Origin of the sequence: Azospirillum sp. TSO22-1 (genome assembly GCF_003116015.1) — a bacterium.
Lineage (GTDB): Bacteria > Pseudomonadota > Alphaproteobacteria > Azospirillales > Azospirillaceae > Azospirillum.
Genome location: NZ_LGQZ01000027.1, coordinates 122,797 through 148,583, shown reverse-complemented (window position 1 = coordinate 148,583; position 25,787 = coordinate 122,797). Strand labels below are relative to the sequence as shown.

Sequence of the window (25,787 nt, the reverse complement as noted above, 5' to 3'; positions counted from 1 at the left end):
CGGCATCGCAAGAACACGCCTGGAAAAACGCAGCGGAAGGACTTGACCGGAATACGATGGACGGCATACGACAGCGCGAGGAAGGCAAACGCACCGACGGCGCGCCGCGCCGCGCGGTGCCGCGCCGGATCCGCGGCACGCGCGAGGCGACGGACGCCGTCAAGGTCGCCGACCATCTGGCCGAGATGCAGACGCCGGAGCGGGCGGCGGTGCTGCTCACCCTGCTGACCCCGTACCGCCGCCGGCTGTTCCACGCCGACGGCAGCAACCCGCTGGCCGGGCTGGATGGGCTGCCGCCGGCGCGCCAGCACGAGCTGGCGATGCGGCAGGCGGCGCCGATGCTGCTCGACGTGCTGCTGCCGGCCTGCCGCGACCACCTGATCGACCGCCTGATCGCGCCCGCCCCCGTCGAAGGCGAAGCGCCGGAAGACGACGAGGGATTGCCCAGCATCGTCGACGTGGCGGCGGCGATGCGCACCATCGTCGCGACCTTGCGGGGCGGCGGGCGCCAGCACGCCACCGCCGTGGTCGGCGCCGTGGAGGAGGCGAGCCGCGCCATGGTGCAGCAGGCGGCCTCCGCCGAGATGCCAGCCGGCACCGCGCGGGGCGTCACCATGCTGTCGCACACGCTGCTGCGGCTGGAGGCTCTGCGCCTGGTGCTGGAGACCCTGGGCGCCCGCGGCGCGGCGCTGGGCGAGGTCGCCTACCAGTCGCGCCGGGTGGCGCGCCTGGCGCTGCGCCACGCCGCCAACACGCTGAACGCCTATGTCGGCAACCACGACCTGATCGCGCTGCACGGCAGCCTGCAGGTGATCGGCGCGGTGGACAGCCTGATCGTGGTGGCGCTGCGCATCCTCGACGCGCTGGAGGGCCAGGAGGAGGAGGAGACCCCCTTCGTCAAGGTCGCCGACGAGGTGGCGCTCGACACCTATGTCGAATCCGCGACACGGTTGGCCCAGGTTCTGGTCGAGCTGGCCGGCAAGGCGCTGCCCAACGACGAGCTGGACAGCCTGCTGTTCGCCGCCATGGTCCGCAAGATCAAATGGCTGCACCGCTTCTGCGTCCGCCTCGGCGCCGACCACAGCCGCCGCCCGGCGGCGCTGGACGAACTAGGCGACTACATCGTCCTGCAAAGCGCCATGATGGCGCGCCGTGCCGGCGAGTGGCTGACCGACACGCTGGGCAGTGGGCTGGACCCGGCGACCACCCGCCGCCGCATCGAGCGCGCCGAGGCGGTCGCCGACCTGCTGACCGAGATGAACCGCCGGCATGTCCAAGAGGCGCTGGAAGTGCGCGTCGCCGCGATGCGGCTGGCGGTGGGATGAGGTTCCGGGGCCGGAGTGGGCTCGACCACACGGAGGTCACGCCATCTATTATGTTAGAAATAGAACAATGCTAATAATCATTACTTTTTGGTAATATCCGCTAAGGCATAATTCTTCATCCCGGACGCGCCGTGGCGCCCGTTTCGCGTGGAGATCCTCATGCTCATTGGCCGCTTGTCCATTCTGACCCGCTTGGTCGCCGGATTCGGCGCCGTGCTGGTGCTCGCCATCGGGCTTGGCGTGTTCGCCGCCGTCGAGATGACGGCGCTGTCCGACCTCACCGCCAAGCTGTACAAGCACCCCTTCATCGTCAGCACCAGCGCGCTCGAGGCCAAGGCCGACCTGATCGCCATGCACCGCGGCATGAAGGATGTGGCGCTGTCGCAGGACGCTGCCCAGCTCGACGCCGCGACCAAGGCCGTCGATAAGTACGAGGCCGAGGTTTACGAAGGCCTGAAGGTGGTTCAGGAGCGCTTCCTCGGCGACAAGCGCATGATCGAGGACCTGCTGACCGCCTTCCGCGCCTGGAAGCCGATCCGCGACGAGGCCATCGCCTTCATGCGCGAGGGCAAGCGCGCCGAGGCCGCCAACATCACCCGCGGCAAAGGCGCGCAGCAGGTGCAACTGGTCTCCGCCAAGATGGACGAGTTGGTGAGCTTCTCGCTGAACAAGGCCGCCCAGTTCGACAAGGACGCCACAGCCGACCGCGACACCGCCGTCACCCGGCTCTACGCCTCGCTGGGCGCGCTGGTGGTGCTGGGCCTGCTGGTGGCGCTGGCGATCACCCGCAGCATCACCGGCCCGCTGGGCAGCCTGCGCGCCGGCATGGCGCGGCTGGCCGACGGCGACCTGTCGGTGGCGGTGCCCCACACCGACCTGGACAACGAGGTCGGCGCCATGGCCAAGGCGGTCCAGGTCTTCAAGGAGAACGGCCAGCGCGTCGCCAGCCTGACCGCCGAGCAGGAGGCGCTGAAGGCGCGCGCCGACGAGCAGCGCCGCGAGGCCATGCTGCGCCTCGCCGACGAGTTCCAGGCCCACATCGAGTCGGTGGTCGAGCACGTCGCCTCCGCCTCCACCGAGATGAGCGCCACGGCGAAGTCGATGACCTCCATCGCCGACACCGCCATGCGCGAGGCGGGCAGCGCCGCCAGCGCCGCCGCGCAGGCCTCCAGCAACGTACAGACGGTGGCCTCGGCGGCCGAGCAGCTCTCCGCCTCGATCGGCGAGATCAGCACGCAGGTCGTGCAGTCCACCCGCACCTCGCAGCACGCCGTCGAAAAGGCCGAGCGCACCAACGAGATCGTCCGCAGCCTCGCCACCGCCGCCCAGACCATCGGCGAGGTGGTGAACCTCATCAACTCCATCGCCAGCCAGACCAACCTGCTGGCGCTCAACGCCACCATCGAGGCGGCGCGAGCCGGCGACGCCGGCAAGGGCTTCGCCGTCGTCGCTTCCGAGGTGAAGAACCTCGCCAACCAGACGGCCAGCGCCACCGAGGACATCGCCCGCCAGGTGACCGCCGTGCAGGGCGCCACCGGGCAGGCGGTGGAGGCGATCCAGGACATCGTCCATACCCTCACCGAGGTCAGCCAGACCGCCACCGCCATCGCCTCGGCGGTGGAGGAGCAGCAGGCCGCCACCGGCGAGATCGCCCGCAACGTCGAACAGGCGGCGCAGGGCACCCAGGAGGTGGCGCGCAACATCGACGGCGTGAACCACGCCGCGCAGGACGCCGGCCAGGCCGCGTCCCAGGTGCTGGGCGAGGCGCAGGAGCTGTCGCGCCAGTCCGAGATGCTGAAGCGCGAGACCGCCAACTTCATCGCCCGGGTGCGCTCTGCCTGACGACGGAGGGCTTTGCGCCGCTGCGCCGGTTCAATGGGGAGCGCTCCCGGGCGCTCCCCTTCGCGTATCCGGGCATGAGCGCGTTTCAGGACCGTTTCCGTCCTGTTTTTAAGGCGACATTGACCGGACAAAAAATATGGGTTTGTCGTGTATCGCACAGATGCCGACGCCCCCGACACGAATCCAACAAACCGAAATATCTTTTATAAATCATATATTTAAGTCGCATCGCAGCACTTGGCACGCTCCCTGCAATTACCCGATCGGCAGCGGCAAAGGCGCCGCGACGGAACAACGCAAAGGAGCGACCAACATGACGAAGCCCGGTCTGCGCCAGATCGCCTTCTACGGCAAGGGTGGCATCGGCAAGTCCACGACCTCGCAGAACACGCTCGCCGCTCTCGTCGAGCTGGAGCAGAAGATCCTGATCGTCGGCTGCGACCCGAAGGCCGACTCGACCCGCCTGATCCTGCACGCCAAGGCGCAGGACACCGTGCTGCACCTCGCCGCCGAGGCCGGCTCGGTCGAGGACCTGGAGCTCGAGGACGTCGTCAAGATCGGCTACAAGGACATCAAGTGCGTCGAGTCCGGCGGTCCGGAGCCGGGCGTCGGCTGCGCCGGCCGCGGCGTCATCACCGCCATCAACTTCCTGGAAGAGAACGGCGCCTACGAGGACGTGGACTACGTGTCCTACGACGTGCTGGGTGACGTGGTGTGCGGCGGCTTCGCCATGCCGATCCGCGAGAACAAGGCCCAGGAGATCTACATCGTCATGTCCGGCGAGATGATGGCGCTGTACGCCGCCAACAACATCTCCAAGGGCATTCTGAAGTACGCGAACTCCGGCGGCGTGCGCCTGGGCGGCCTGATCTGCAACGAGCGTCAGACGGACAAGGAGGTCGATCTGGCCGACGCCCTGGCCAAGCGCCTGGGCACCAAGCTGATCCACTTCGTGCCGCGCGACAACATCGTGCAGCACGCCGAGCTGCGCCGCATGACGGTGATCGAGTACGCGCCGGACAGCAAGCAGGCCGACGAGTACCGTCAGCTCGCCAACAAGATCCACAACAACAAGGGCCAGGGCGTCATCCCGACCCCGATCAGCATGGAAGAGCTGGAAGAGATGCTCATGGACTTCGGCATCATGAAGTCCGACGAGCAGGCTCTCGCCGAGCTCGAAGCCAAGGAAGCCGCCAAGGCCGCCGCTGCCGGCGCCTGATCGCGGCATCCTTAACTGGCCCCCTCCCCAGCCCGCCCCCGCTCACGCGGCGGCGGGAGAGAGGGGGCCGGTCCCCGCGCTGCAGGGCGCGATGAAGCACACGAGCAGGAGGCCGGCTATGAGCTTGGCAGTGAACACGGACATCGACGTCAAGGGTCTCGTCGACAAGGTTCTGGAAGCCTACCCCGAGAAGTCGCGCAAGCGCCGCCAGAAGCACATCAACGTCCTGGAGGCCGAGGCCAAGGACTGCGGCGTCAAGTCGAACATCAAGTCCATCCCGGGCGTCATGACCATCCGCGGCTGCGCCTACGCCGGTTCGAAGGGCGTGGTGTGGGGTCCGATCAAGGACATGATCCACATCTCGCACGGCCCGGTGGGCTGCGGCTACTACTCCTGGTCGGGCCGCCGCAACTACTACATCGGCGACACCGGCGTGGATGCCTTCGGCACCATGCACTTCACGACCGACTTCCAGGAGAAGGACATCGTCTTCGGCGGCGACAAGAAGCTGCACAAGGCGATCGAGGAGATCAACGAGCTGTTCCCGCTCGCCAACGGCATCTCCGTCCAGTCCGAGTGCCCGATCGGCCTGATCGGCGACGACATCGAGGCGGTCTCCCGCGCCAAGGCCTCGGAAATCGGCAAGCCGGTCATCCCGGCCCGCTGCGAGGGCTTCCGCGGCGTGTCCCAGTCGCTGGGTCACCACATCGCCAACGACGTCATCCGCGACTGGGTGTTCGAGAAGTCGGAGCCGAAGGCCGAGTTCGTCTCGACCCCGTACGACGTCACCGTGATCGGCGACTACAACATCGGCGGCGACGCCTGGGCGTCGCGCATCCTGCTCGAGGAGATCGGCCTGCGCGTGATCGCCCAGTGGTCGGGCGACGGCACGCTGGCCGAGCTGGAGAACACCCCGAAGGCCAAGGTCAACCTCATCCACTGCTACCGCTCGATGAACTACATCGCGCGCCACATGGAAGAGAAGTACAACATCCCCTGGATGGAGTACAATTTCTTCGGCCCGTCGCAGATCGCCGCGTCGCTGCGCAAGATCGCGGCACTCTTCGATCACACGATCCAGGAGAAGGCCGAGGCCGTCATCGCCAAGTACCAGCCGATGGTCGACGCGGTGATCGCCAAGTACAAGCCGCGCCTGGAAGGCAAGAAGGTCATGCTGTACGTCGGCGGTCTGCGCCCGCGCCACGTGGCCGACGCCTACACCGACCTCGGCATGGAGATCGTCGGCACGGGCTATGAGTTCGCCCACAACGACGACTATCAGCGCACGACGCACTACGTGAAGGAAGGCACGCTGATCTACGACGACGTCACGGCCTACGAGCTGGAGAAGTTCGTCGAGGAGATCCGCCCCGACCTCGTCGGCTCGGGCATCAAGGAAAAGTACGTCTTCCAGAAGATGGGCCTGCCGTTCCGGCAGCTCCACAGCTGGGACTACTCCGGTCCGTACCATGGCTATGACGGTTTCGCGATCTTCGCGCGCGACATGGACATGGCGATCAGCAACCCGGTCTGGGGCCTCCAGAAGGCCCCCTGGTAACCGCGGCACGGACACAGGAGTACAAGAACATGTCTCAGAGCGCTGACAAGGTCCTGGACCACTTCACGCTGTTCCACCAGCCCGAGTACCGGGCGCTGTTCGAGCGGAAGAAGAAGGACTTCGAGTTCGGTCACTCGGACGAGAAGGTCGCCGAAGTCTCCGAGTGGACGAAGTCCAAGGAGTACCTGGAGAAGAACTTCGCCCGCGAAGCCATCACCATCAACCCGACGAAGGCCTGCCAGCCGATCGGGGCGATGTACGCGGCGCAGGGCTTCGAGGGCACGCTGCCCTTCGTGCACGGCTCGCAGGGCTGCGTCGCCTACTTCCGCACGCACCTCACCCGCCACTTCAAGGAGCCGAACAACGCGGTCTCCTCGTCGATGACGGAAGACGCGGCGGTGTTCGGCGGCCTCAACAACATGATCGACGGCCTGGCCAACGCCTACGCGCTGTACAAGCCGAAGATGATCGCCGTGATGACCACCTGCATGGCGGAAGTCATCGGCGACGATCTTGGCGGTTTCATCACCAACGCCAAGAACAAGGAGAGCGTGCCGCAGGAGTTCCCGGTCCCCTACGCCCACACCCCGTCGTTCGTCGGCAGCCACATCGTCGGCTACGACAACATGATGAAGGGCATCCTGTCCTACTTCTGGGACAAGGCCGAGGACTACAGCGTCGAGAAGACCCAGGCGATCAACATCATCCCGGGCTTCGACGGCTACGCGGTCGGCAACAACCGCGAGCTGAAGCGCATTGCCGCCCAGTTCGGCATCGACGTGACGATTCTCTCGGACGTCTCGGACGTGTTCGACACCCCGGGTGACGGCGAGTACCGCATGTACGACGGCGGCACGACGCTGGAGGCCACCAAGCAGGCCCTCCACGCCAAGGCCACCATCTCCATGCAGGAGTACAACACCAACCAGACCCTTCAGTTCGTGAAGGAGAAGGGCCAGGAGGTCGCCAAGTTCAACTACCCGCTGGGCGTGACGGCCACCGACGACCTGCTGCTGAAGCTCGCCGAGCTGAGCGGCAAGGCGATCCCGGACAGCCTGAAGCTGGAGCGCGGCCGTCTGGTGGACGCCATCGCCGACAGCCACGCCCACCTGCACGGCAAGCGCTTCGCCATCTACGGCGACCCGGACTTCTGCCTGGGCATGGCGCGCTTCCTGCTGGAGCTGGGTGCGGAGCCGGTGCACATCCTGTCCACCTCCGGCTCGAAGAAGTGGGAGAAGCAGGTCGCCAAGGCGGTCGAGGGCTCGCCCTTCGGCGCCGCGGCGAAGGCCTACGGCGGCAAGGACCTCTGGCACCTGCGCTCGCTGCTGTTCAACGAGCCGGTGGACTACATCATCGGCAACAGCTACGGCAAGTACCTGGAGCGCGACACCAAGATCCCGCTCATCCGCCTGACCTACCCGATCTTCGATCGGCACCACCACCACCGTTACCCGTCCTGGGGCTACCAGGGTGCGCTGAACGTGCTGGTCCGCATCCTCGACCGCATCTTCGAGGACATGGACGCCAACACCAGCGTCGTCGGCGTGACGGACATCTCCTTCGACTTGGTCCGCTGATCTCCCTCGGCGGATCCTGACGAAAACGGCCGGCCCCCGTCCATCCACGGGGGCCGGTTGTTTTTTTGGCGCGTGCATTGCCCGACGCCCAAGCCCCCATGCTGCAGACCGCATCCTGAGCCGTCGGATGCACCGACGTGCCAGAGACTCCAAAGGGCGGAGCGTTGCGCTCCGGTTGTGTGGCGACGGTAAACCTCGCCCCCTTGTCGCAACAGCCATCGCCTGGAATATTTCAAGGCGACAGGACGTTCATCCTTGCATGTTCCAACCTATGGAGGGGACCATGCGCTTGCCGATGATCATGTGCGCCGTTATCGCTCTCTATGCCCATACCGCGGCGGCGGAGCGTTGCATGGCAAACATTCATGGCGGGTATAATTGCGACAATGGTCTTTACTCGAGAAAGAATATTTTTGGCGGGCAGGAATGGAGCAACGGCTTAGTTTGCAACCCGAACATACTTGGCGGAGAAGACTGCAACAACGGCCTTAGAAGCCAATCCAACATTCATGGCGGCCACAATTATAACAACGGAGTTTATAGTCGACAGAACATTTTCGGCGGCCAGACCTACAGCAATGGAAAAGTGTGCACGCCAAACATCCATGGCGGAATGGATTGCAATTGATCCCCACAAACCGGCTTCAGAAAAAGAGGAAACATCATGCTTGCGCAGCCCAACCGCTTAACGACCCTTGGCCTTGTCAGCGCCGCCCTTTTCGCCATTTCATTCGCGCACCATGCACCGGCACAAGCTCAGCAGGCCGAGCGGAAACTCCTGCACGAGCAGGATGGCAAAGCGTATTTCGTCGATGAAAATCTGAACCTCGCCTGCACGGGTTGCCGGCGCGGCGTACCAGCCGGCACGCCGGTCGTGATTTCCAAGGCGCTGGGCCCCGGCTTGTCAGCCGTGGCGTCGGAGGGCAAGTTCCTCATCCTGCAGGAAAATCGAGGCACCTCCTGCCACGCCGGCGGCTGGTACGCGCTGCATTTGGAAACGCTCGCGGTGAAGGAGATCAAAATCCGAAGCTGCTCGGAGATCCTCAAGGATACCTATACCTTGAACAAGGACGGTTCACTGGTCGTGACGCTGACGCATTATGATGGGAGGAAGATTTCGACCAAGCTGAAGTAGGACGGCGAAGGCATGCTTCACCACTCCCGCCGCCGCCGGAAGCCGTCCACGCTGTAGCGCCCCGCTCCGGCGGCCAGCAGCGCCAGCAGGCCGCCGACGATCGCCACGTTTTTCATGAACTGGATGTTCTGCATCATCCGCTGCTCGGGCGGCACATCCCAGAAGCGGTGAGCGAGGAGCGTCGCAACGACCGTGAAGCCGGCCACCAGGATGGCCGCCAGTCCCGTCCACGCGCCCAGCACGATGGCCAGCCCGCCGAAGAACTCGACGCAGGCGCCGGCCAGCCCCGCCATGGAGGGCACCGGCACCCCCATCTTCTCCAGCCCTTCGGCGAATCCGGCGAGGTTGGTCAGCTTGCCGAAACCGCTCTGAACGAAGATCGCGCCGAGCATCACGCGGGCGACGAGCAGCGTCGCGTCCTGCCAGCCGGCGGTGCTTCGATGGTCCCAGGACGCCGCTCCGGACGAGCGGCTGCCGAACGTCGCCATGACTGCCTCCAGTGACCGTCCGCACTTGAGCTGTGGACTGGAACGCGTCCCGAACAGTCCGGCGCACGAAAACAAACGGCGTATGCCGCCCGACGCCCCTTGATGCCGGTCCTCAGAACATCGGCGCCCGCGCCTCGCGCCGGTACAGCAGCACCCGCACCACCGGCAGCGCCACCAGCGTCGCCACCACCCCGTAGCCCAGCGCCCACACCGGCGCCGCCTGCACGTAGAGCGACAGGGCCAGCCCGCCGGCCACGGCGATCTCGGCGTAGACGGAGCCCTTGAGGATGGGGTTGTGGGCGTCGGCGCGCACCACGTCGCGCAGGATGGCGCCGAGGCTGGCGTTCATCATGGCGAAGGCCGGCCCCCACAGCTCCAGCGGGTGGCAGTGGAACTGCACCGCGGTGAACACACCGGTCACCGTGAAGCCGGCCAGCCCCACCGCGTCGAACACCACCAGCAGAGTGGTCGGCGGCACCCGGCGCGCCACCATCAGGTACCAGTGCACGACGTCGAAGAAGAACAGCCAGCGCCCGCGCGCCCGGTCGATCAGCCACAGGACGCCGCGCGCCACCAGCACCGTGGCGATGATCGCGTACATGTAGGAGGGCTGCGCCATGATGCCCGGCGGCACGCGCCCGGCGATCAGGTCCATCACCAGCCCGCCGCCCAGCGCCGGCAACCAGGCCAGGACGAAGGCGCCCAGCATCGAGTACCGCTCGGACCGGGCGATGGTGATCCCCGACAGCGCGAAGGCAACCGTGCCGATCAGGTCGATGGTGATGAACCAATGGCTGGAGACCACCTGATCCAGGGATGCCGACAGATCCATGCTTCCGGGCTCTCCGCCGCGCGCAGTCGAAAGGAGCATCCCCATTGCCGGCCCACGCCATGTTCGTCAAGACCGGCGTCAAGGCCCGCCCCCGTGTGCGACATCCGACAAGGATCGGCGATTGTCAGCTTCCGGACATCGCCCACGCGCACTCGATTCCAAGAGAATCAATAGATTAGCCTCTGGCACAGGCCGTGCAAATCCCTCCTCGCCCGCAGCGAGGAGGCCTGCATGTCCGTTGCCGACAAGGTCCAGGAGGTCTTCAATGAACCCGGTTGCACGACCAACCAGGCGAAGACCGACAAGGAGCGCAAGAAGGGCTGCTCCAAGGCGCTGAAGCCCGGCGCCGCGGCCGGCGGCTGCGCCTATGACGGCGCGATGATCGCGCTGCAGCCGATCGCCGACGCCGCGCACCTCGTGCACGGGCCGATCGCCTGCCTGGGCAACTCGTGGGACAACCGCGGCACGCGCTCCTCGCACTCGCAGCTCTACCGCACCGGCCTGACCACCGACCTGTCGGAGCTGGACATCATCCACGGCGGCGAGAAGAAGCTCTACAAGGCGATCAAGGAGGTCGTGCAGCAGCACAAGCCGCCGGCCGTCTTCGTCTACCAGACCTGCGTCCCCGCCATGATCGGCGACGACATCGAGGCGGTGTGCAAGCACGCCGCGGCGAAGTTCGGCGTGCCGGTGATCCCGGTGAACGTGCCGGGCTTCGTCGGGTCGAAGAACCTCGGCAACAAGCTGGCCGGCGAGACGCTGCTCGACCACGTCATCGGCACGCAGGAGCCGGCCTTCACCACCGACACCGACGTCTGCGTGATCGGCGAGTACAACCTCGCCGGCGAACTGTGGCAGGTGAAGCCGCTGCTGGAGGAGATCGGCATCCGGCTGCTCTCCAACATCTCCGGCGACGCCAAGTACCACGAGGTCGCCCGGGCGCATCGCGCCCGCGTCACCATGGTGGTGTGCTCGCAGGCGCTGGTGAACGTCGGCCGCAAGATGCAGGAGCGCTGGGGGATGCCCTACTTCGAGGGCTCCTTCTACGGCGTCTCGGACATGAGCGACACCCTGCGCACCATGACCCGCATGCTGGTCGAGCGCGGCGCCGCCGCCGACCTGATGGACCGCGCCGAGGGCGTCATCGCCCGCGAGGAGGCGCGCGCCCAGCGCCGCCTGCAGGCCTACCGGCCGCGCTTCGAGGGCAAGCGGGTGCTGCTGTTCACCGGCGGCGTCAAGAGCTGGTCGATGGTCACCGCGCTGGAGGAGGCCGGCCTCACCATCGTCGGCACCTCGACCAAGAAGTCGACCGCCGAGGACAAGGAGCGCATCCGCAAGAAGAAGGGCCAGGAGTTCCACATGTGGGACGACCTGAAGCCGCGCGAGATGTACCGCATGCTGCGCGAGTCGGAAGCCGACATCATGCTGTCCGGCGGGCGCAGCCAGTTCATCTCGCTGAAGGCGAAGGTCCCCTGGCTCGACATCAACCAGGAGCGCCACCACCCCTACGCCGGCTACGACGGCATCATCACGCTATGCGAGGAGATCGACAAGACGCTCTCCAGCCCGATCTGGCGGCAGGTTCGCACGCCAGCCCCGTGGGAGGTGTAACATGGGCCACATCCAGCGCTTCCCCACCTCCACCAAGTCCGTCGCCACCAACCCGCTGAAGATGAGCCAGCCGATCGGCGCCGCGCTCGCCTTCCTCGGCATGGACCGTTCGCTGCCGCTGTTCCACGGCAGCCAGGGCTGCACCGCCTTCGGCCTCGTGCTGCTGGTGCGGCACTTCCGCGAGGCGATCCCGCTGCAGACCACCGCCATGGATCAGGTCTCGACCATCCTCGGCGGCTACGAGAACCTGGAGGAGGCGCTCAAGAACATCGACGAGCGCATGAAGCCCGCCCTGATCGGCGTCGCCACCACCGGCGTCACCGAGACCAAGGGCGAGGACTTGGCTGGCCACCTCGCCACCTTCCGCCAGCGCAACCCGACCCTCGCGCACCTCAATCTGGTGTTCGTCAACACGCCGGACTTCGCCGGCGGCTTCGAGGACGGCTTCGCCGCCGCAGTCACCGGCATCGTCGAGGCGTTCGCCGAGCCCTCGCGCTCCACGGTGAAGGGTCAGGTCAACATCCTGGCCGGCTGCCACCTGACGCCGGGCGACGTCGAGGAGATCCGCGACATCGTCGAGAGCTTCGGCCTCACGCCGATCATCCTGCCCGACCTGTCGCTGTCCATGTCCGGCCGCCAGCCCGACGACTTCACCCCGACCTCGCTGGGCGGCACCACCATCGACCAGGTCCGCGCCATGGGCCAGTCGGAGGCGACGCTGGTGCTGGGCGAACAGATGCGCACCGCCGCTGCGGCGCTGGAGCTGAAGACCGACGTGCGCTCGCTGTTCTTCGACCGGCTGACCGGGCTGGAGGTGAGCGACCGCTTCATCCGGGCACTGGCCGAGATCTCCGGCCGCCCGGTCCCCGCCCGCCTGCGCCGCCAGCGCGAGAGCCTGGTCGACGCCATGCTCGACGGGCACTTCTACACGGCGCGCAAGCGCGTGGTGGTGGCGCTGGAGCCCGACCTGCTGCACGCGGTCACCGGCTTCCTCGCCGACCTTGGCGCGCAGGTGGTCGGCGCGGTGTCGCCGACCCAGGCGCCGGTGCTGGAGAAGCTGCGCGCCGGCACCGTCATGGTCGGCGACCACACGGACGCCGAGGCGTTGGCGGACGGCTGCGACCTCATCATCTCGAACTCGCACGGCCGCCAGGGCGCGGCGCGGGCCGGGGTGGAGCTGTTCCGCATGGGCCTGCCGCAGTTCGACCGGCTGGGCGCCGGGTTGACGGTCAGCGTCGGCTACCGCGGCACCCGCGACCTGCTCTTCGCCCTCGCCAACCGCTTCCTGGCGCAGGAGACGGAACACCACGCGGACCACGACGCGGACGGCGGCGGACACGATTGCCATGGAGGCGGCGGATGCGGATGCAGCGCCGGCTGAAGCTGATCGAGGAAAACGGGGCCGCCGGCCCCAGAGGAGGTTCCATGAAGGTGGCGTTCTGCACCCAGGACATGCAGCACGTGGATGCGCATTTCGGCTGGGCGAAGAACATCGCGATCTACGAGGTGGCCAAGGACGGCTACCGCATGGTGGAGACCTGCCAGTTCGGCGGCTCGATGTTCGAGGACGGCAACGAGGACAAGCTGGTCCCGAAGATCGAGGCGATCGGCGACTGCGCCATCGTCTACCTCTCGGCCATCGGCGCCTCGGCGGCGGCGCGCATCGTGGCGAAGAAGATCCACCCGGTGAAGGTCGACGCCACCGCCTCCATCACCGGCCAGCTCGACCGGCTGGTCGAGACCATCAATGGCAACCCGCCGCCCTGGCTGCGCAAGGCGATGGGCGAGGTTCCCGAACTGGCCTTCGCCGACGACGAGGAGGATTGACCCATGACGGACGTGACGGTTGCCGAAGACATCGATGGCGCCTTCCTGAAGACGCTGGTCCTGCTGTTCCGCGCCGAGGACACCTACGGCGCCTGGGAGGGCAAGAGCGACGAGCAGATCCTTGCCCCCTTCATCCTCGACAAGGAGGCCCGCGCGGCGATCCCGATCATCGGCGATCCCGACCCGGACACGCTGTGGCGGCTGGAGCTGTTCTACAAGGCCGTCGGCATCACCGTGGAGAAGCTGACCGGCGTCATGGGGTCGACCATGATGAAGATGAGCCACGAGGGCTTCGGCCGCATCGTGCTGATCGCCGGACGCCTTGTGGTGGTGTCGAAGCACCTGCGCGACGTGCACCGCTTCGGCTTCCCGTCGCTGGAGAAGCTGACCGCCGACGGCGGCAAGCTGGTCCGCGAGGCGGTGGACCTGATCGAAAAGCACCCCGACGTGGCGCAGCTGTGAGGGCCGCAGCATGACCGATGCCGCCGCCCTCAAGGACGAGATCAAGAAGCTGAACGCCCGCGCCACGGCGAAGAAGATGGACCTGCACGACCTCTCCGAGGAGCTGCCGGTGAGCTGGGAGCGCATCCCGGAGGTGGCGCAGGAGACCTATGAAGCCTTCAAGCTGCTGGCCGAGAAGCGCGCCCGGCTGAAGGCGCTCGAGACCGCTTGAGAAGGAGCCTAAGGACCATGAGCGCATTCGTCACCGGCCTGACCCGCGGCGGGGCCGCCTGGACGCCGAAGTTCGTCGAGAGCATCGACCAGAAGCAGTGCATCGGCTGCGGCCGCTGCTTCAAGGTGTGCGGCCGCGACGTGCTGGAGCTGATCGGCATCACCGAGGACGGCGACATCGTCGACGCCTTCGACGACGAGGCCGAGAAGAAGGTCATGAGCATCAAGACCGTCGGCAACTGCGTCGGCTGCGAGAGCTGCTCGAAGGTCTGTTCGAAGAGCTGCATCACCAACCTGCCGCTGGCGGCGTAACCGTTCCGGCCCCACCCGTCTCTCCCGGGGCCCGGAGGTGGGGTGGGGAAGCATGATTCAGGCCGAAACCCTGCTTCCCCACCCGCGTCCATCTTTCCATTTTCCCTCAGACGGCGGGCGCGGCCATCCGGCCGCTTGCCTTACGTGCGCATGTGCGCACGGGGCCTCAACGGCCCAGCCGCGCTGACGCGCTCCATTCCCCCACCCCGACCCTCCCCCGCTGGGCGGGGGAGGGTGCTTTTGCTTGTGCTCCCCTGCAACGGGGCGGAGTTCCCTCCCCCGCCCAGCGGGGGAGGGTTAGGGTGGGGGCAAGTGCTGCCTGCCCCCATTGTCGCTGTCGCAAACCCGACAATCGTCGCGAATCCCCCACCCCTGAAAACCTGACAATCCTTTCATATCAGCCCCTTATCACTTGGCACGCCGCATGCTTCTCATCTCCCCAGACAGGCTCACGAGCCGATAAGGAGACGAAGACATGGTGACCCTCACGCAGACGGCGGTGGCCACGTTGGAGACGGTCCTGGCGAAGTCCGGACCGATGGTGCAGGGGCTGCGCATCGCCGTCACCGACGGCGGCTGCGCCGGGCTGAAGTACCAGATGGGCCTGGAGGCCGAGGCGTCCGAGACCGACGAGGTGATCGAGTTCGGCGCCGTGCGCGTCTTCGTCGATCCGGACAGCGCCCCGCTGCTCGACGGCGTCGTGGTCGACTTCGTGGAAGGCATCGAAGGCGCCGGCTTCAAGTTCGACAACCCAAAAGCGACCAGCTGCGGCTGCGGCAAGTCCTTCTCCGTCGGCGGCTCCTGCTCGCCCGCGAGCGCGTCGTCCTGCGGCACCTCCACGCACTGATCCCCCTGAAGAAGGCACCCGCCCATGTGGAACTACACCGACAAGGTCAAGGAGCACTTCTTCAACCCGAAGAACGCCGGCGTGCTCGACGGCGCCAACGCGGTCGGCGAGGTCGGCTCCATCACCTGCGGCGACGCGCTGAAGCTGATGATGAACGTCAACCCGGCCACCAACGTGATCGAGGACGCGCGCTTCCAGACCTTCGGCTGCGGCTCGGCCATCGCCTCGTCCTCGGCGCTGACCGAGATGATCATCGGCAAGACCGTCGATGAGGCGCTCCTGCTCACCAACCGCGATATCGCCGAGTACCTGGGCGGCCTGCCGCCGGAGAAGATGCACTGCTCCGTCATGGGCGCCGAGGCGCTGCGCGCCGCGATCTCCGCCTACAAGGGCGAGGAGTGGGACGACGACCACGAGGAAGGCGAGCTGGTCTGCAAGTGCTTCGGCATCGACGCCGCGATGATCGAGCGCGCCGTCACCGTCAACGGCCTGACCACGCTGGAGGAGGTCACCCACTACACCAAGGCCGGCGGCTCCTGCCAGACCTGCCACGAGAAGATCGAGGACGTGCTGGAGGCGGTGCTCGCCAAGACCGGCGCGCTGAAGCCCGCCAAGGCACACGCGCCGGGCACCGTCGGCCTCGACGCCATCCTGCCGCTGAAGCCGAAGGAGGCCCCGGCCGCCGCGGCGCCGAAGCTGACCAACGTCCAGCGCATGCAGGCGATCATGCTGGCCATCGAGGAGATCCGCCCGCAGATCCAGAAGGACGGCGGCGACGTCGAGCTGGTCGATATCGACGGCAAGGACATCTACGTGCGGCTGTCCGGCGCCTGCTCCGGCTGCTCGCAGTCGGCCGGCACCATGATGGGCGTGCAGATGAAGCTGGTCGAGAAGCTGGGCGAGTTCATCCGCGTCAAGCCGGCCTCCCTCATGCCGGCGGGGGCGTGACGATGACGGGCATCTACCTGGACAACAACGCCACCACCCGCGTCGATCCCGAGGTGCTGGCGGAGATGCTGCCGCTGTTCACCCAGGACTTCGGCAACCCCTCCTCCATGCACGGCTTTGGCGCCGCCGTCGGCGGCAAGATCGAGTGGGCGCGCAAGCAGGTGCAGGCACTCTTGGGCGCCGCGCACGACAGCGAGGTCGTCTTCACCTCCGGCGGCACGGAGAGCGACAACACCGCCATCCTCTCGGCGCTGGAGGCCTACCCGAAGAAGAAGAGCATCGTCACCAGTGTGGTCGAGCACCCCGCCGTGCTGGCGCTGTGCGACTACCTGGAGAAGAAGCGCGGTTACACCGTCCACCGCATCGCCGTGGACGGCAAGGGCGACCTGGACATCGACGCCTACAAGGCGGCCCTGTCGGAGGACGTCGCCATCGTCTCCATCATGTGGGCCAACAACGAGACGGGGACGATCTTCCCGATCGAGGAGCTGGCGGTGCTGGCCAAGGCGGTCGGCGCGGTGTTCCACACCGACGCGGTGCAGGCGGTCGGCAAGATCCCGATGAAGCTGGCGGACAGCGCGGTCGACATGCTGTCGCTGTCCGGCCACAAGCTGCACGCGCCGAAGGGCATCGGGGCGCTGTACGTGAAGCGCGGCCTGCGCTTCCGCCCGATGCTGCGCGGCGGCCACCAGGAGCGCTCGCGCCGCGCCGGCACCGAGAACGCGCCGGGCATCGTCGGCCTGGGTGCCGCGGCTCAGCTGGCGCTGGTCCACATGCAGGACGAGAACACCCGCGTGAAGGCGCTGCGCGACAAGCTGGAGGCGGCGATCCTGGAGGCGGTGCCGAACTGCTTCGTCACCGGCAACCCGGCCAACCGCCTGCCCAACACCGCCAACGTCGCCTTCGAGTACATCGAGGGCGAGGCGATCCTGCTGCTGCTGAACGAGCACGGCATCGCCGCGTCCTCCGGCTCGGCCTGCACGTCGGGCTCGCTGGAGCCCAGCCACGTCATGCGGGCGATGGGCGTGCCGTATACGGCCGCGCACGGCGCCACCCGCTTCTCGCTGTCGCGCGAGACGACGGAGGCCGAGATCGACCGGGTGATCGCCGTGGTGCCGGGCATCATCGAGCGGCTGCGCAGCCTGTCGCCCTATTGGGCGGGGGCCGGCGCGGCGCCGAAGGCCTTCGCGCCGACCTACGCGTAACGGTTCGCCCCCTCTCCCCCGGCCCCTCTCCCGCGAGGGGAGAGGGGGGCACACGGCAAAGCCCCTCTCCCCCTGCGGGAGAGGGATTGGGGAGAGGGGGCCACTCTGGGGGACTCTGCCGATGCACACGCCCGGTTTCGTCACCATCAACGACACGACGCTGCGCGACGGCGAGCAGACGGCCGGCGTCGCCTTCACGCTCGCCGAGAAGATCGCCATCGCCCGCGCGCTGGATGACAGCGGCGTGCCGGAGCTGGAGATCGGCATCCCCGCCATGGGCGCGGAGGAGCGCGAGGGCATCCGCGCCGTCGCCGCGCTCGGCCTCAAGGCGCGGCTGATGGTCTGGTGCCGGATGACCGACGCCGACCTGGAGGCGGCGCTGACCTGCGGCGTGGACTTCGTCAACCTCTCCATGCCGGTCTCCGACATCCACATCACCAAGAAGCTGCGCCGCTCGCGCAGCTGGGCGCTGGGGCAGATCGACCGCATGGTGCGCATGGCGCGCGACGCCGGCGTCGACGTCAGCCTGGGCGGCGAGGACTCCTCGCGCGCCGACATGGACTTCCTGATCCAGGCGGCGATCACCGCGCAGATCGCCGGCGCGCGGCGCTTCCGCTTCGCCGACACGCTGGGCGTGCTCGACCCGTTCCAGACCTATGCGGCCATCGCGCGCATCCGCGCCGCCACCGACCTGGAGATCGAGATCCACTCCCACGACGACCTCGGCCTCGCCACGGCGAACTCCCTGGCCGCGGTGCAGGGCGGCGCCACCCACGTCAACACCACGGTCAACGGCCTGGGCGAGCGCGCCGGCAACGCGCCGCTGGAGGAGGTGGTGATGGCGCTGAAGGTGCTGCACCACCGCGAGACGGGCGTCGACACCCGCTCCTTCGGCGCGATCTCGGCGCTGGTCGAGGCGGCGTCGAACCGGCCGGTGGCGGTCAACAAGTCGATCGTCGGCTCGGCGGTGTTCACCCACGAGGCCGGCATCCACGTGGACGGCCTGCTGCGCGACCGCCAGACCTACCAGAACTTCGACCCGGCCGAGGTCGGGCGCGAGCACCGCATCGTGCTCGGCAAGCATTCGGGCACCGCCGCCGTCAAGCTGGCCTACGCGCAGATGGGCGTCACGCTGGAGGACGCCGAGGCGCAGGCGATCCTGCCCCGGGTGCGCAGCCTCGCCACCACCGCCAAGCGCGCGCCGACCTCCGACGAGCTGCGCGCCTTCCGCGAGGGCGTGCCGGCATGACCGCCATCGCGGAGACCGCCCCCCTGCCCGCCCCCGGCCTGCTGCGGCTGCTGAAGGAGGACGTGACCTGCGTGTTCGGCCGCGATCCGGCGGCGCGCAACGGCTGGGACGTGCTGACCTGCTACCCTGGCGTCCACGCGCTGATGGCGCACCGGCTGGCGCACGCCCTGTGGCGACGCGGCCTGCGCTGGCCGGCGCGCTTCCTGTCCTACCTGTCGCGGGCGGTGACGGCCATCGACATCCACCCGGGCGCGCGGATCGGCCGGCGCTTCTTCATTGACCACGGCGCCGGCGTGGTGATCGGCGAGACGGCGGAGGTCGGCGACGACGTGACGCTGTACCACGGTGTCACGCTGGGCGGCACCACCTGGAGCCGGGGCAAGCGCCACCCGACGCTGGAGGACGGCGTGCTGGTCGGCGCCGGAGCCAAGATCCTCGGCCCCATCACGGTCGGCCGCAAGGCGCGGGTCGGCGCCAACTCGGTGGTCACCAAGGACGTGCCGGACGGCATGACCGTGGTCGGCATCCCCGGCCGCGTGGTGCGCCCGGCCACGGCGCGCCGCCTCACCGACGCCGGCATCGACCTCGACCACCACCTGATGCCCGACCCGGTCGGCAAGGCCATCGCCTGCCTGATCGACCACATCAACCGCCTGGAGGCACGGCTGGACTCGGCCGGCACCCCGTCCGCCGGCGTGGTGTGCGCGTCCTGCGGCGACCTCTGCGATCAGCGCGCCTGCGGCGCGGACCTCGTGAAAGGACTGGACATATGAGCTTCAAGGACGACTTCGAGGATCTGGAGACCGCCGAGGACTTCCTGATGTTCCTGGGCGTGACCTACGAGCGCCGCGTGGTGGACGTGAACCGCCTGCACATCCTGCAGCGCTTCCACACCTACCTGGCTGCCGACACCGGCCTGGAGGGCATCACCGACGACGCCGACCTCGCCGCCCGCCACCGCGTCCACCTGGAACGCGCCTACCACGACTTCGTGGTCAGCACCGGCGTCGCCGAGAAGACCTTCAAGGTCCACCAGCAGCAGGCCGAGCGGATGAGCGACCGGTTCGTCTCGCTGGATTCGCTGGTGCGTTAAAGATCGCCGGTCAGGATGTCGATCGCCGTCCTGACCTCAAGGCGGCGATCGGCCAGATTTGCGATGGCCGGCCCGATCTCGGCCGTCGAGATGCCGGCGATCTGCGGCGTCATCATGACGACCTGCTCCCCGCCGATGGCAAACACCGGCATCAGGCGCTTGACCGGTTTGCCCGCATCGCTCGCCCGCACCAGCGGCACGACGACCCGCGAACTCCGCACGTCGACATGGTCGCCCTGGACGATCAGCAGAAACGGCACGGGATGGTCGGGTCTGCCTTCGGCGTCCGGGTTCCGGCAGACGTCGAGAAAGCGCATCAGAAGAGCCTCTTGCCCTTGCTGAAGACGCCGTTCACCTCGACGAAGCGGTCGTAATCGGCGAAGGCCTCCCTGTTCTCCTGCGCCCACTGCTGCCGCCGGGCTTCCTGCACCGAGGCTTCCAGCGCGGTCTCAAACACCTCGGACAGGTTGATGCCCAGGGACTTGGCTTCAGCCACCAGGTCGGTGCGCGCCGACACGTTGGTCGGTTTCCGAAGGGCAGTGCGTCGGGCCATCACTCACCCCCTTGAATTCTGCGCATAATTTATGCGCGCATCGACCGCCCTTCAAGGAGATCAGCATTTTCTGATTGGTCACACCACCGCTGTTTAGAACCCGACAAAGCGCCCGCCATGTCATGAACGCGACACAGTGGCAGGCGCCGGCCAAAACCAAACAATCCAAGCCGTTTCAGCGCTTTGCAGGCTTCCTCGAAACGCTGGCACGCTCCTTGCTCAATCCTGTGCGCGGCCCGAAACGGCCGCACGAGCCTCGCGGTGCATCGCGGACCATTGCTATAACAGCAATTTGGTACCATAATGCGATTATCCGTACAGCCAGCAATTTCCCGCGATGCAGCAGGAGACCGGCATGCACATCGTCGTCTGTATCAAGCAGGTCCCGGACAGCGCGCAGATCCGCATCCATCCGGTGACCAACACCATCATGCGGCAGGGTGTGCCGGCGATCATCAACCCCTTCGACCTCTTCTCGCTGGAAGAGGCCCTGCGCATCAAGGACCGCACCGGCGCCAAGGTCACCGTGCTGACCATGGGCCCGCCGATGGCCGAGGCGTCGCTGCGCAAGGCGCTGTCCTTCGGCGCCGACGCGGCGGTGCTGCTGACCGACCGCAAGTTCGCCGGCTCGGACACGCTGGCGACCTCCTACGCACTGACCTCCGCCATCAGGAAGCTGCACGAGGAGGACCCGGTCGACCTCGTCTTCTGCGGCAAGCAGACGGTGGACGGCGACACCGCCCAGGTCGGCCCCGGCATCGCCACGCGCCTCGGCCTGCAGCAGCTCACCTACATTTCGAAGATCGAGGGCGTGGACACCGAAAAGCGCGAGATCACCGTGCACCGCCGCTCCGAGGGCGGCGTGCAGGTGCTGAAGACCGCGCTGCCCTGCATGATCACCATGCTGGAGGGCACCAACACCATGCGCTTCGGCACCATGGACGATCTGTTCCGCGCCGCGCGCACGCCGCTGCGCCAGTGGGGCAAGGACGACTGCGTCGAGGACGAGACCAAGGTCGGCCTCAAGGGTTCGCCCACCGTGGTCTCCAAGGTCTTCGTGCCGAAGCCGCGCGCCCAGAAGGCCAACGTCGTCGAGGGCGACGGCCCCGCGGCCCTCGCGGCCGCCGCCATCGACACCATCTTCGCCGCCCAGCCCAAGCTCGCCTCCGAGCTGCTCGCCCGATAAGGAGACCCGCACATGAGCGACAAGCCCCAGGGCCGCCGCTTCCAGCTGCCCGAGCACCTCAAGGCCTACCAGGGCGTCTGGGTCATCGTCGAGCAGGAGCGCGGCCAAGCCCACTCCGTGTCGTGGGAGCTGGTGGGCGAGGCCCGCAAGCTGGCCGACAAGCTGGGCGTCGAGGTCGGCGCCGTGGTGCTGGGCGCCGACAGCCCCGACCTCAACCGCATCTGCGGCGAGGCGTTCGGGTTCGGGGCCGACGTGGTCTACAAGGTGACCGACCCGGTGCTGGCCGACTACCGCACCGAGCCCTACGCCCGCGTCATGACCGACGTCGTCAACGCCCACAAGCCGGAGATCGTGCTGCTGGGCGCCACCACGCTGGGCCGCGACCTCGCCGGCGCCATCGCCACCACGCTGCAGACCGGCCTGACCGCCGACTGCACCGAGCTGGACATCTACGCCGAGAACCGCAGCCTCGCCGCCACCCGGCCGACCTTCGGCGGCACGCTCCTGTGCACCATCCAGACGCTGGCCTTCCGCCCGCAGATGGCAACCGTCCGCCCGCGCGTCATGGCGATGCCCGACCGCGACGAGACCCGCATCGGCCGCGTCGTCGAGATCACGCCGGCCCTGGCGGAGGAGGACGTCGTCACCAAGGTGCTGCGCTTCATCCCCGACAGCGCGCAGAACGAGGCGCAGCTGGCCTTCGCCGACATCATCGTCGCCGCCGGCAAGGGCCTGGGCAAGCCGGAGAACCTCGGCCTGGTCTGGGACCTCGCCAAGGTTCTGGGCGCCGAGGTGGGCGTGACGCGGCCGCTGGTGCAGGCGGGCTGGGCGACCTTCGACCGCCAGGTCGGGCAGACCGGCAAGACGGTGCGCCCGAAGCTCTACATCGCGGCGGGGATCAGCGGCGCCATCCAGCACCGGGTGGGCATGGAGAAGGCCGACCTGATCCTGGCGATCAACACCGATCCGAACGCGCCGATCTTCGACTTCGCGCACCACGCGATCGTCGGCGACGCCCTGCAGGTGCTCCCGGCGCTCACGGAAGCGTTCGCCAAGCGCCTGCAAGTCAACCGGCTGGCGAGCTGAGGAGGGACAGGACCATGGTGGAAAAGTTCGATGCCATCGTCGTCGGCGCCGGCCCGTCCGGCAACGCGGCGGCCTACACGCTGGCCAAGGCCGGCCTGAACGTGCTCCAGCTCGAGCGCGGCGAGTACCCCGGCGCCAAGAACGTCCAGGGCGGCATCATGTACGCCGCGGAGCTGGAGAAGATCATCCCCGACTTCCGCGAGGACTGCCCGACCGAACGCCACGTCATCGAGCAGCGCATCTGGCTGCTGGGCGACGACAGCTACATCGGCACCAACTACCGCTCGGACGGCTACAACACCGAGACGCCGAACCGCTACACGATCATCCGCGCCAACATCGACAAGTGGTTCTCCGAGAAGATCCGCGGCGCCGGCGCGCTGCAGATCTGCGAGACCACGGTGACCGAGCTGCTGCGCGATTCCTCGGGTAAGGTCTACGGCGTGCGCACCGACCGCGTCGGCGGCGAGATCCACGCCGACGTGGTGGTGATGGCGGACGGCGTCAACGCGCTGCTGGCCAAGCGCGCCGGCCTCCAGAAGGAGCTGGAGCCGCAGAACGTCGCGCTCGCGGTGAAAGAGATCCTGTTCATCGACCCCGAACTCATCCAGCAGCGCTTCGGCCTGAAGGACGAGGAAGGCGTGGTCATCGAGATCATGGGCAAGGTGACCAAGGGGATGGTCGGCACCGCCTTCCTCTACACCAACAAGGAGTCGCTGACGATCGGCATCGGCTGCCTGATCTCCGACTTCAAGAAAGGGTCCATCCCGCCCTACAAGATGCTGGAGGACCTCAAGCGCCACCCCGTCATCGCCCCCCTCATCGAGGGTGCGGAGATGAAGGAGTACGCCGCGCACATGATCCCCGAGGGCGGCTTCAACGCGGTGCCCGAGCTGTACGGCGACGGCTGGGTGGTGGCGGGCGACGCCGCGCACTTCAACAACGCCGCGCACCGCGAGGGCTCCAACCTCGCCATGGCCTCGGGCCGCATGGCGGCGGAGACGATCATCGCGCTGAAAAAGGCGGGCAAGCCGTTCACCGCGGCGAACCTCGCCGCCTACAAGAAGGCGCTGGACGACTCCTTCGTCATGAAGGACCTGAAGAAGTACAAGGACCTGCCGGGGATCATGCACGAGAACAAGCAGTTCTTCGGCGCCTACCCCGACCTCATCAACGCCGCCGCGCACAACCTCTTCACCGTGGACAGCGTCGACAAGCTGACCAAGGAGAAGGAGATCCTGCGCTCCTTCGTGAAGAAGCGCTCCGTGTTCGGGCTGGTGGGCGACGCGATCAAGCTGGCGAGGGCATTCCGATGAGCCACATGAGCACCCCCAAGGTCGAAGAGAAGCTGTACCAGAACCGCTACATCGTCGACGAAAGCCACCCGCACATCGCCATCAAGGACAAGGCGACGTGCACCACCTGCGACCATAAGGCCTGCACCTGGTGCTGTCCGGCGGCGTGCTACACCGCCGACGCGGCGGGCACGGTGACGCTGGCGACGGACGGCTGCCTGGAGTGCGGCACCTGCCGCGTGGTCTGCCAGGACAAACAAAACATCGCCTGGGACTACCCGCGCGGCGGATACGGTATAAGTTACAAGTTCGGTTGAGGCCTGGGCGCACGCTATCCCGGCGCCCGGATCCCTCTCCTATCCGCCAGGACTTGAAAACCCCTCCCCGCAACCAGCGGGGTGGGGTTTCTTCGTTGCGGCCGTCAGCTGGTGGCGCAGCTCACCTCGTCCCAGGCCTGCACCGTCAGGTGCCGGGCGATCCGGCCGCCGCGCAGGTCGAGCGTCATCGCCGACATCACGTGGCATCCGTCGGGGTACGCGCACTCCTCGACGAAGGCGGCGCGGTCCGCTCCGACGACCTCGTGGCCGACGCGGTGCGACATGTCGCGGGAGCAGACGTCGCGCCAGAACGCCGCGATGGCCTCGCGGCCCGTCAGCGTCATGGGTGAACTTGGAGGCCGGTTGCGGTCGACGATGAGCATCTCGGCGTCGTCGGCGTAGAGCCGGACCAGCGTGTCGGCGTCGCTCTGTTCGAGCGCCCGCTTGAGGGTGCCGAAATCGAAGGAGTCGGAAGCCGCTGTCGCCATGGCGCACCCCCCTGTGGTTCCCCGCGTGGATGCGCCAGGATACGCCGCTGGAGGCCGCCCGTCTCCGACGCGGATGGATCTACGCCGCACGCGCCCTCATCGTCCTCCGCAGCGGCCAGTCAGGTCGAGCAGGCGGGCCATCTCGTCCGGTGCCGCGATCACGTCGGCCAGGGTGTAGCGCGACAGCACGCCGATGAAGGCCCGCAGCGCCTCGCCCAGGATGCCCCGCAGACGGCAGGCCGCGGTGATGCGGCAGGCGTTGCCGGCCTCGAAACACTCGACCAGTTCCATGTCCTCCATCTGCCGCACCAGATCCCCGAGGTTGACGGCCTCGGGCGGGCGGGCGAGGCGGATGCCGCCGCCCTTGCCGCGCACCGCCTCGAGGTAGCCGAGCCGGCTCAGCTCCTGCACCACCTTGACCAGATGGTTGCCCGAGACGCCGTAGCGGTCGGCGATCTCCTGCGTCGTCGCCAGCGCGTCGCGCTTCAGCGCGCAATAGGCCAGGACGCGGATGCTGTAGTCGGTGTAGCGCGTGATCTGCATTCCGAACCCCCCGGGCATGGCAAAGCACCTCCAAAATGGCGAAATTTGCCATTCTGAAGCGCCCTTTAATTGCATGGCGGCTCTGCCGGATTCGCGCACCGCCCGCTCCTCATAATATGCATTATAAATACATATTAACGCAAGGAGGCACGGCGATGTCGGATCTGGTTCGCACCCTGAAGAACGAGCACGGGCAGTTGAAGGAGCTTCTGGACCGCGTGAAGGTGCTGGGCATCGGCTCGGCGGAGGGGCAGCGGGCGCTGCGCGGCGCGCGTCAGGTGTTCGTCGATCATCTTGCGCACGAGGACCGGGACTTCTACCCGGCCTTCCTGGCCGCCTCGGCCGGACGGCCCGACGCCGAGCGCATGGCGATGCAGTTCGCCGCCGAGATGACGGCGATCAGCAAGGATATCCTGGGCTTCTTCGACAAGTACAAGGACGGCGGTTCCGGGCTGGAGTACGCCCGCGACTTCGGCCGCCTGTCGGCCGCGCTGTTCCTGCGCTGGCACAAGGAGGAAAGCATCCTCTACACCCGCTACGCCGAACTCGCCGCGACGAAGGCGGCGTAGCGGGTGCGCC

At 67.4% G+C, this 25,787-nt stretch carries 30 protein-coding genes; 24 read left to right on the top strand and 6 right to left on the bottom strand.

The window, feature by feature from the left end; genetic code table 11:
* The first annotated feature begins 56 nt into the window (after positions 1–56).
* The 7 genes from TSO221_RS08160 (at position 57) to TSO221_RS08130 (ending at position 8,656) form a co-directional block, all read left to right on the top strand.
* Positions 57–1,325 carry a hypothetical protein gene (locus tag TSO221_RS08160; RefSeq protein ID WP_109117986.1) on the top strand — a complete coding sequence of 423 codons (1,269 nt, stop codon included), beginning with the start codon at positions 57–59 and terminating at the stop codon, positions 1,323–1,325.
* A 159-nt stretch (positions 1,326–1,484) separates the two neighbouring features.
* Positions 1,485–3,167, top strand: coding sequence for a methyl-accepting chemotaxis protein (locus TSO221_RS08155; protein WP_109117985.1), 1,683 nt, complete (start codon positions 1,485–1,487; stop codon positions 3,165–3,167).
* Positions 3,168–3,480: 313 nt separating this feature from the next.
* Positions 3,481–4,386, top strand: a complete 906-nt coding sequence (gene nifH, locus TSO221_RS08150; RefSeq protein WP_109117984.1) for a nitrogenase iron protein — start codon at positions 3,481–3,483, stop codon at positions 4,384–4,386.
* 118 nt (positions 4,387–4,504) lie between these two features.
* Positions 4,505–5,944, top strand: a complete 1,440-nt coding sequence (nifD, locus tag TSO221_RS08145; RefSeq protein WP_109117983.1) for a nitrogenase molybdenum-iron protein alpha chain — start codon at positions 4,505–4,507, stop codon at positions 5,942–5,944.
* Between the two features lie 29 nt (positions 5,945–5,973).
* On the top strand, positions 5,974–7,521 hold the full coding sequence (nifK, locus tag TSO221_RS08140; RefSeq protein WP_109117982.1) for a nitrogenase molybdenum-iron protein subunit beta: 1,548 nt from the start codon (positions 5,974–5,976) through the stop codon (positions 7,519–7,521).
* A gap of 283 nt (positions 7,522–7,804) precedes the next feature.
* Positions 7,805–8,149, top strand: coding sequence for a hypothetical protein (locus TSO221_RS08135; RefSeq protein WP_109118056.1), 345 nt, complete (start codon positions 7,805–7,807; stop codon positions 8,147–8,149).
* A 36-nt stretch (positions 8,150–8,185) separates the two neighbouring features.
* On the top strand, positions 8,186–8,656 hold the full coding sequence (locus tag TSO221_RS08130; RefSeq protein ID WP_109117981.1) for a hypothetical protein: 471 nt from the start codon (positions 8,186–8,188) through the stop codon (positions 8,654–8,656).
* Positions 8,657–8,673: 17 nt separating this feature from the next.
* Here the strand turns inward: TSO221_RS08130 and TSO221_RS08125 are convergent, their stop codons facing one another.
* Positions 8,674–9,144: a DoxX family protein gene (locus tag TSO221_RS08125; RefSeq protein ID WP_109117980.1), complete on the bottom strand. Its 471-nt coding sequence runs from the start codon at positions 9,142–9,144 to the stop codon at positions 8,674–8,676.
* A 112-nt stretch (positions 9,145–9,256) separates the two neighbouring features.
* On the bottom strand, positions 9,257–9,976 hold the full coding sequence (locus TSO221_RS08120) for a TRIC cation channel family protein (protein ID WP_158284026.1): 720 nt from the start codon (positions 9,974–9,976) through the stop codon (positions 9,257–9,259).
* A 231-nt stretch (positions 9,977–10,207) separates the two neighbouring features.
* Between TSO221_RS08120 and nifE the strand changes: the two genes are divergently transcribed.
* The 12 genes from nifE (at position 10,208) to TSO221_RS08060 (ending at position 19,740) form a co-directional block, all read left to right on the top strand.
* Positions 10,208–11,587, top strand: coding sequence for a nitrogenase iron-molybdenum cofactor biosynthesis protein NifE (gene nifE, locus TSO221_RS08115; RefSeq protein ID WP_109117978.1), 1,380 nt, complete (start codon positions 10,208–10,210; stop codon positions 11,585–11,587).
* A gap of 1 nt (position 11,588) precedes the next feature.
* Positions 11,589–12,968 carry a nitrogenase iron-molybdenum cofactor biosynthesis protein NifN gene (gene nifN, locus TSO221_RS08110; RefSeq protein WP_109117977.1) on the top strand — a complete coding sequence of 460 codons (1,380 nt, stop codon included), beginning with the start codon at positions 11,589–11,591 and terminating at the stop codon, positions 12,966–12,968.
* The gene (gene nifX, locus TSO221_RS08105) at positions 12,947–13,414 is read left to right on the top strand and encodes a nitrogen fixation protein NifX (RefSeq protein ID WP_247877951.1); all 468 of its coding nucleotides are present in this window, start codon (positions 12,947–12,949) and stop codon (positions 13,412–13,414) included. The genes nifN and nifX overlap by 22 nt, the downstream gene beginning before the upstream one ends.
* A gap of 3 nt (positions 13,415–13,417) precedes the next feature.
* Positions 13,418–13,876: a NifX-associated nitrogen fixation protein gene (locus tag TSO221_RS08100; protein WP_109117976.1), complete on the top strand. Its 459-nt coding sequence runs from the start codon at positions 13,418–13,420 to the stop codon at positions 13,874–13,876.
* Positions 13,877–13,886: 10 nt separating this feature from the next.
* Positions 13,887–14,087 carry a CCE_0567 family metalloprotein gene (locus tag TSO221_RS08095; protein WP_109117975.1) on the top strand — a complete coding sequence of 67 codons (201 nt, stop codon included), beginning with the start codon at positions 13,887–13,889 and terminating at the stop codon, positions 14,085–14,087.
* A gap of 17 nt (positions 14,088–14,104) precedes the next feature.
* Entirely contained in the window at positions 14,105–14,398 is a 294-nt protein-coding gene (gene fdxB, locus TSO221_RS08090; RefSeq protein WP_109117974.1) for a ferredoxin III, nif-specific, read from the top strand.
* Between the two features lie 475 nt (positions 14,399–14,873).
* Positions 14,874–15,245, top strand: a complete 372-nt coding sequence (locus tag TSO221_RS08085; protein ID WP_109117973.1) for an iron-sulfur cluster assembly accessory protein — start codon at positions 14,874–14,876, stop codon at positions 15,243–15,245.
* A 24-nt stretch (positions 15,246–15,269) separates the two neighbouring features.
* Positions 15,270–16,193: a Fe-S cluster assembly protein NifU gene (nifU, locus tag TSO221_RS08080; RefSeq protein ID WP_109117972.1), complete on the top strand. Its 924-nt coding sequence runs from the start codon at positions 15,270–15,272 to the stop codon at positions 16,191–16,193.
* A 2-nt stretch (positions 16,194–16,195) separates the two neighbouring features.
* Complete coding sequence (gene nifS, locus TSO221_RS08075; RefSeq protein ID WP_109117971.1) at positions 16,196–17,398, top strand: cysteine desulfurase NifS; 1,203 nt, start codon at positions 16,196–16,198, stop codon at positions 17,396–17,398.
* 121 nt (positions 17,399–17,519) lie between these two features.
* Entirely contained in the window at positions 17,520–18,647 is a 1,128-nt protein-coding gene (nifV, locus tag TSO221_RS08070; RefSeq protein ID WP_109117970.1) for a homocitrate synthase, read from the top strand.
* Positions 18,648–18,685: 38 nt separating this feature from the next.
* Complete coding sequence (gene cysE, locus TSO221_RS08065) at positions 18,686–19,420, top strand: serine O-acetyltransferase (protein WP_348770254.1); 735 nt, start codon at positions 18,686–18,688, stop codon at positions 19,418–19,420.
* The gene (locus TSO221_RS08060) at positions 19,417–19,740 is read left to right on the top strand and encodes a nitrogenase-stabilizing/protective protein NifW (RefSeq protein ID WP_109117968.1); all 324 of its coding nucleotides are present in this window, start codon (positions 19,417–19,419) and stop codon (positions 19,738–19,740) included. The genes cysE and TSO221_RS08060 overlap by 4 nt, the downstream gene beginning before the upstream one ends.
* Here TSO221_RS08060 and TSO221_RS08055 read toward each other — a convergent pair.
* Positions 19,737–20,057 (bottom strand): CcdB family protein, encoded by a 321-nt coding sequence (locus TSO221_RS08055; RefSeq protein WP_109117967.1) that lies wholly within the window; start codon positions 20,055–20,057, stop codon positions 19,737–19,739. The genes TSO221_RS08060 and TSO221_RS08055 overlap by 4 nt on opposite strands.
* Positions 20,057–20,293, bottom strand: coding sequence for a type II toxin-antitoxin system CcdA family antitoxin (locus TSO221_RS08050; protein WP_109117966.1), 237 nt, complete (start codon positions 20,291–20,293; stop codon positions 20,057–20,059). Before TSO221_RS08050 ends, TSO221_RS08055 begins: the two co-directional genes overlap by 1 nt.
* A 355-nt stretch (positions 20,294–20,648) precedes the next feature.
* Here TSO221_RS08050 and TSO221_RS08045 point away from each other — a divergent pair, with 355 nt between their 5' ends.
* The 4 genes from TSO221_RS08045 to TSO221_RS08030 are packed head-to-tail and all read left to right on the top strand — an operon-like array spanning position 20,649 to position 24,177.
* Positions 20,649–21,479, top strand: a complete 831-nt coding sequence (locus tag TSO221_RS08045) for an electron transfer flavoprotein subunit beta/FixA family protein (protein WP_109118054.1) — start codon at positions 20,649–20,651, stop codon at positions 21,477–21,479.
* 12 nt (positions 21,480–21,491) lie between these two features.
* Complete coding sequence (locus TSO221_RS08040) at positions 21,492–22,565, top strand: electron transfer flavoprotein subunit alpha/FixB family protein (protein ID WP_109117965.1); 1,074 nt, start codon at positions 21,492–21,494, stop codon at positions 22,563–22,565.
* A 14-nt stretch (positions 22,566–22,579) separates the two neighbouring features.
* On the top strand, positions 22,580–23,881 hold the full coding sequence (locus tag TSO221_RS08035; RefSeq protein WP_109117964.1) for an FAD-dependent monooxygenase: 1,302 nt from the start codon (positions 22,580–22,582) through the stop codon (positions 23,879–23,881).
* Between the two features lie 5 nt (positions 23,882–23,886).
* Entirely contained in the window at positions 23,887–24,177 is a 291-nt protein-coding gene (locus TSO221_RS08030; protein WP_109118053.1) for a ferredoxin family protein, read from the top strand.
* Positions 24,178–24,281: 104 nt separating this feature from the next.
* On the opposite strand, the gene TSO221_RS08025 is transcribed toward TSO221_RS08030, so the two are convergent.
* Both TSO221_RS08025 and TSO221_RS08020 read right to left on the bottom strand, forming a co-directional pair.
* Positions 24,282–24,665, bottom strand: coding sequence for a nuclear transport factor 2 family protein (locus tag TSO221_RS08025; RefSeq protein ID WP_109117963.1), 384 nt, complete (start codon positions 24,663–24,665; stop codon positions 24,282–24,284).
* Positions 24,666–24,761: 96 nt separating this feature from the next.
* A complete protein-coding gene (locus tag TSO221_RS08020; RefSeq protein ID WP_109117962.1) occupies positions 24,762–25,208 on the bottom strand; it encodes an Rrf2 family transcriptional regulator in 447 nt (148 codons plus the stop codon).
* A 155-nt stretch (positions 25,209–25,363) separates the two neighbouring features.
* Here TSO221_RS08020 and TSO221_RS08015 point away from each other — a divergent pair, with 155 nt between their 5' ends.
* Positions 25,364–25,777 carry a hemerythrin domain-containing protein gene (locus TSO221_RS08015; RefSeq protein ID WP_158284025.1) on the top strand — a complete coding sequence of 138 codons (414 nt, stop codon included), beginning with the start codon at positions 25,364–25,366 and terminating at the stop codon, positions 25,775–25,777.
* Positions 25,778–25,787 lie beyond the last annotated feature (10 nt).

Bases quoted from the DNA above. Each gene is read 5' to 3' on its own strand.
- TSO221_RS08160 (WP_109117986.1), top strand. From the start codon at position 57: ATGGACGGCATACGACAGCGCGAGGAAGGCAAACGCACCGACGGCGCG.
- TSO221_RS08155 (WP_109117985.1), top strand. From the start codon at position 1,485: ATGCTCATTGGCCGCTTGTCCATTCTGACCCGCTTGGTCGCCGGATTC.
- nifH (WP_109117984.1), top strand. From the start codon at position 3,481: ATGACGAAGCCCGGTCTGCGCCAGATCGCCTTCTACGGCAAGGGTGGC.
- nifD (WP_109117983.1), top strand. From the start codon at position 4,505: ATGAGCTTGGCAGTGAACACGGACATCGACGTCAAGGGTCTCGTCGAC.
- nifK (WP_109117982.1), top strand. From the start codon at position 5,974: ATGTCTCAGAGCGCTGACAAGGTCCTGGACCACTTCACGCTGTTCCAC.
- TSO221_RS08135 (WP_109118056.1), top strand. From the start codon at position 7,805: ATGCGCTTGCCGATGATCATGTGCGCCGTTATCGCTCTCTATGCCCAT.
- TSO221_RS08130 (WP_109117981.1), top strand. From the start codon at position 8,186: ATGCTTGCGCAGCCCAACCGCTTAACGACCCTTGGCCTTGTCAGCGCC.
- TSO221_RS08125 (WP_109117980.1), bottom strand. From the start codon at position 9,144: ATGGCGACGTTCGGCAGCCGCTCGTCCGGAGCGGCGTCCTGGGACCAT.
- TSO221_RS08120 (WP_158284026.1), bottom strand. From the start codon at position 9,976: ATGGATCTGTCGGCATCCCTGGATCAGGTGGTCTCCAGCCATTGGTTC.
- nifE (WP_109117978.1), top strand. From the start codon at position 10,208: ATGTCCGTTGCCGACAAGGTCCAGGAGGTCTTCAATGAACCCGGTTGC.
- nifN (WP_109117977.1), top strand. From the start codon at position 11,589: ATGGGCCACATCCAGCGCTTCCCCACCTCCACCAAGTCCGTCGCCACC.
- nifX (WP_247877951.1), top strand. From the start codon at position 12,947: ATGCGGATGCAGCGCCGGCTGAAGCTGATCGAGGAAAACGGGGCCGCC.
- TSO221_RS08100 (WP_109117976.1), top strand. From the start codon at position 13,418: ATGACGGACGTGACGGTTGCCGAAGACATCGATGGCGCCTTCCTGAAG.
- TSO221_RS08095 (WP_109117975.1), top strand. From the start codon at position 13,887: ATGACCGATGCCGCCGCCCTCAAGGACGAGATCAAGAAGCTGAACGCC.
- fdxB (WP_109117974.1), top strand. From the start codon at position 14,105: ATGAGCGCATTCGTCACCGGCCTGACCCGCGGCGGGGCCGCCTGGACG.
- TSO221_RS08085 (WP_109117973.1), top strand. From the start codon at position 14,874: ATGGTGACCCTCACGCAGACGGCGGTGGCCACGTTGGAGACGGTCCTG.
- nifU (WP_109117972.1), top strand. From the start codon at position 15,270: ATGTGGAACTACACCGACAAGGTCAAGGAGCACTTCTTCAACCCGAAG.
- nifS (WP_109117971.1), top strand. From the start codon at position 16,196: ATGACGGGCATCTACCTGGACAACAACGCCACCACCCGCGTCGATCCC.
- nifV (WP_109117970.1), top strand. From the start codon at position 17,520: ATGCACACGCCCGGTTTCGTCACCATCAACGACACGACGCTGCGCGAC.
- TSO221_RS08060 (WP_109117968.1), top strand. From the start codon at position 19,417: ATGAGCTTCAAGGACGACTTCGAGGATCTGGAGACCGCCGAGGACTTC.
- TSO221_RS08055 (WP_109117967.1), bottom strand. From the start codon at position 20,057: ATGCGCTTTCTCGACGTCTGCCGGAACCCGGACGCCGAAGGCAGACCC.
- TSO221_RS08050 (WP_109117966.1), bottom strand. From the start codon at position 20,293: ATGGCCCGACGCACTGCCCTTCGGAAACCGACCAACGTGTCGGCGCGC.
- TSO221_RS08045 (WP_109118054.1), top strand. From the start codon at position 20,649: ATGCACATCGTCGTCTGTATCAAGCAGGTCCCGGACAGCGCGCAGATC.
- TSO221_RS08040 (WP_109117965.1), top strand. From the start codon at position 21,492: ATGAGCGACAAGCCCCAGGGCCGCCGCTTCCAGCTGCCCGAGCACCTC.
- TSO221_RS08035 (WP_109117964.1), top strand. From the start codon at position 22,580: ATGGTGGAAAAGTTCGATGCCATCGTCGTCGGCGCCGGCCCGTCCGGC.
- TSO221_RS08030 (WP_109118053.1), top strand. From the start codon at position 23,887: ATGAGCACCCCCAAGGTCGAAGAGAAGCTGTACCAGAACCGCTACATC.
- TSO221_RS08025 (WP_109117963.1), bottom strand. From the start codon at position 24,665: ATGGCGACAGCGGCTTCCGACTCCTTCGATTTCGGCACCCTCAAGCGG.
- TSO221_RS08020 (WP_109117962.1), bottom strand. From the start codon at position 25,208: ATGCAGATCACGCGCTACACCGACTACAGCATCCGCGTCCTGGCCTAT.
- TSO221_RS08015 (WP_158284025.1), top strand. From the start codon at position 25,364: ATGTCGGATCTGGTTCGCACCCTGAAGAACGAGCACGGGCAGTTGAAG.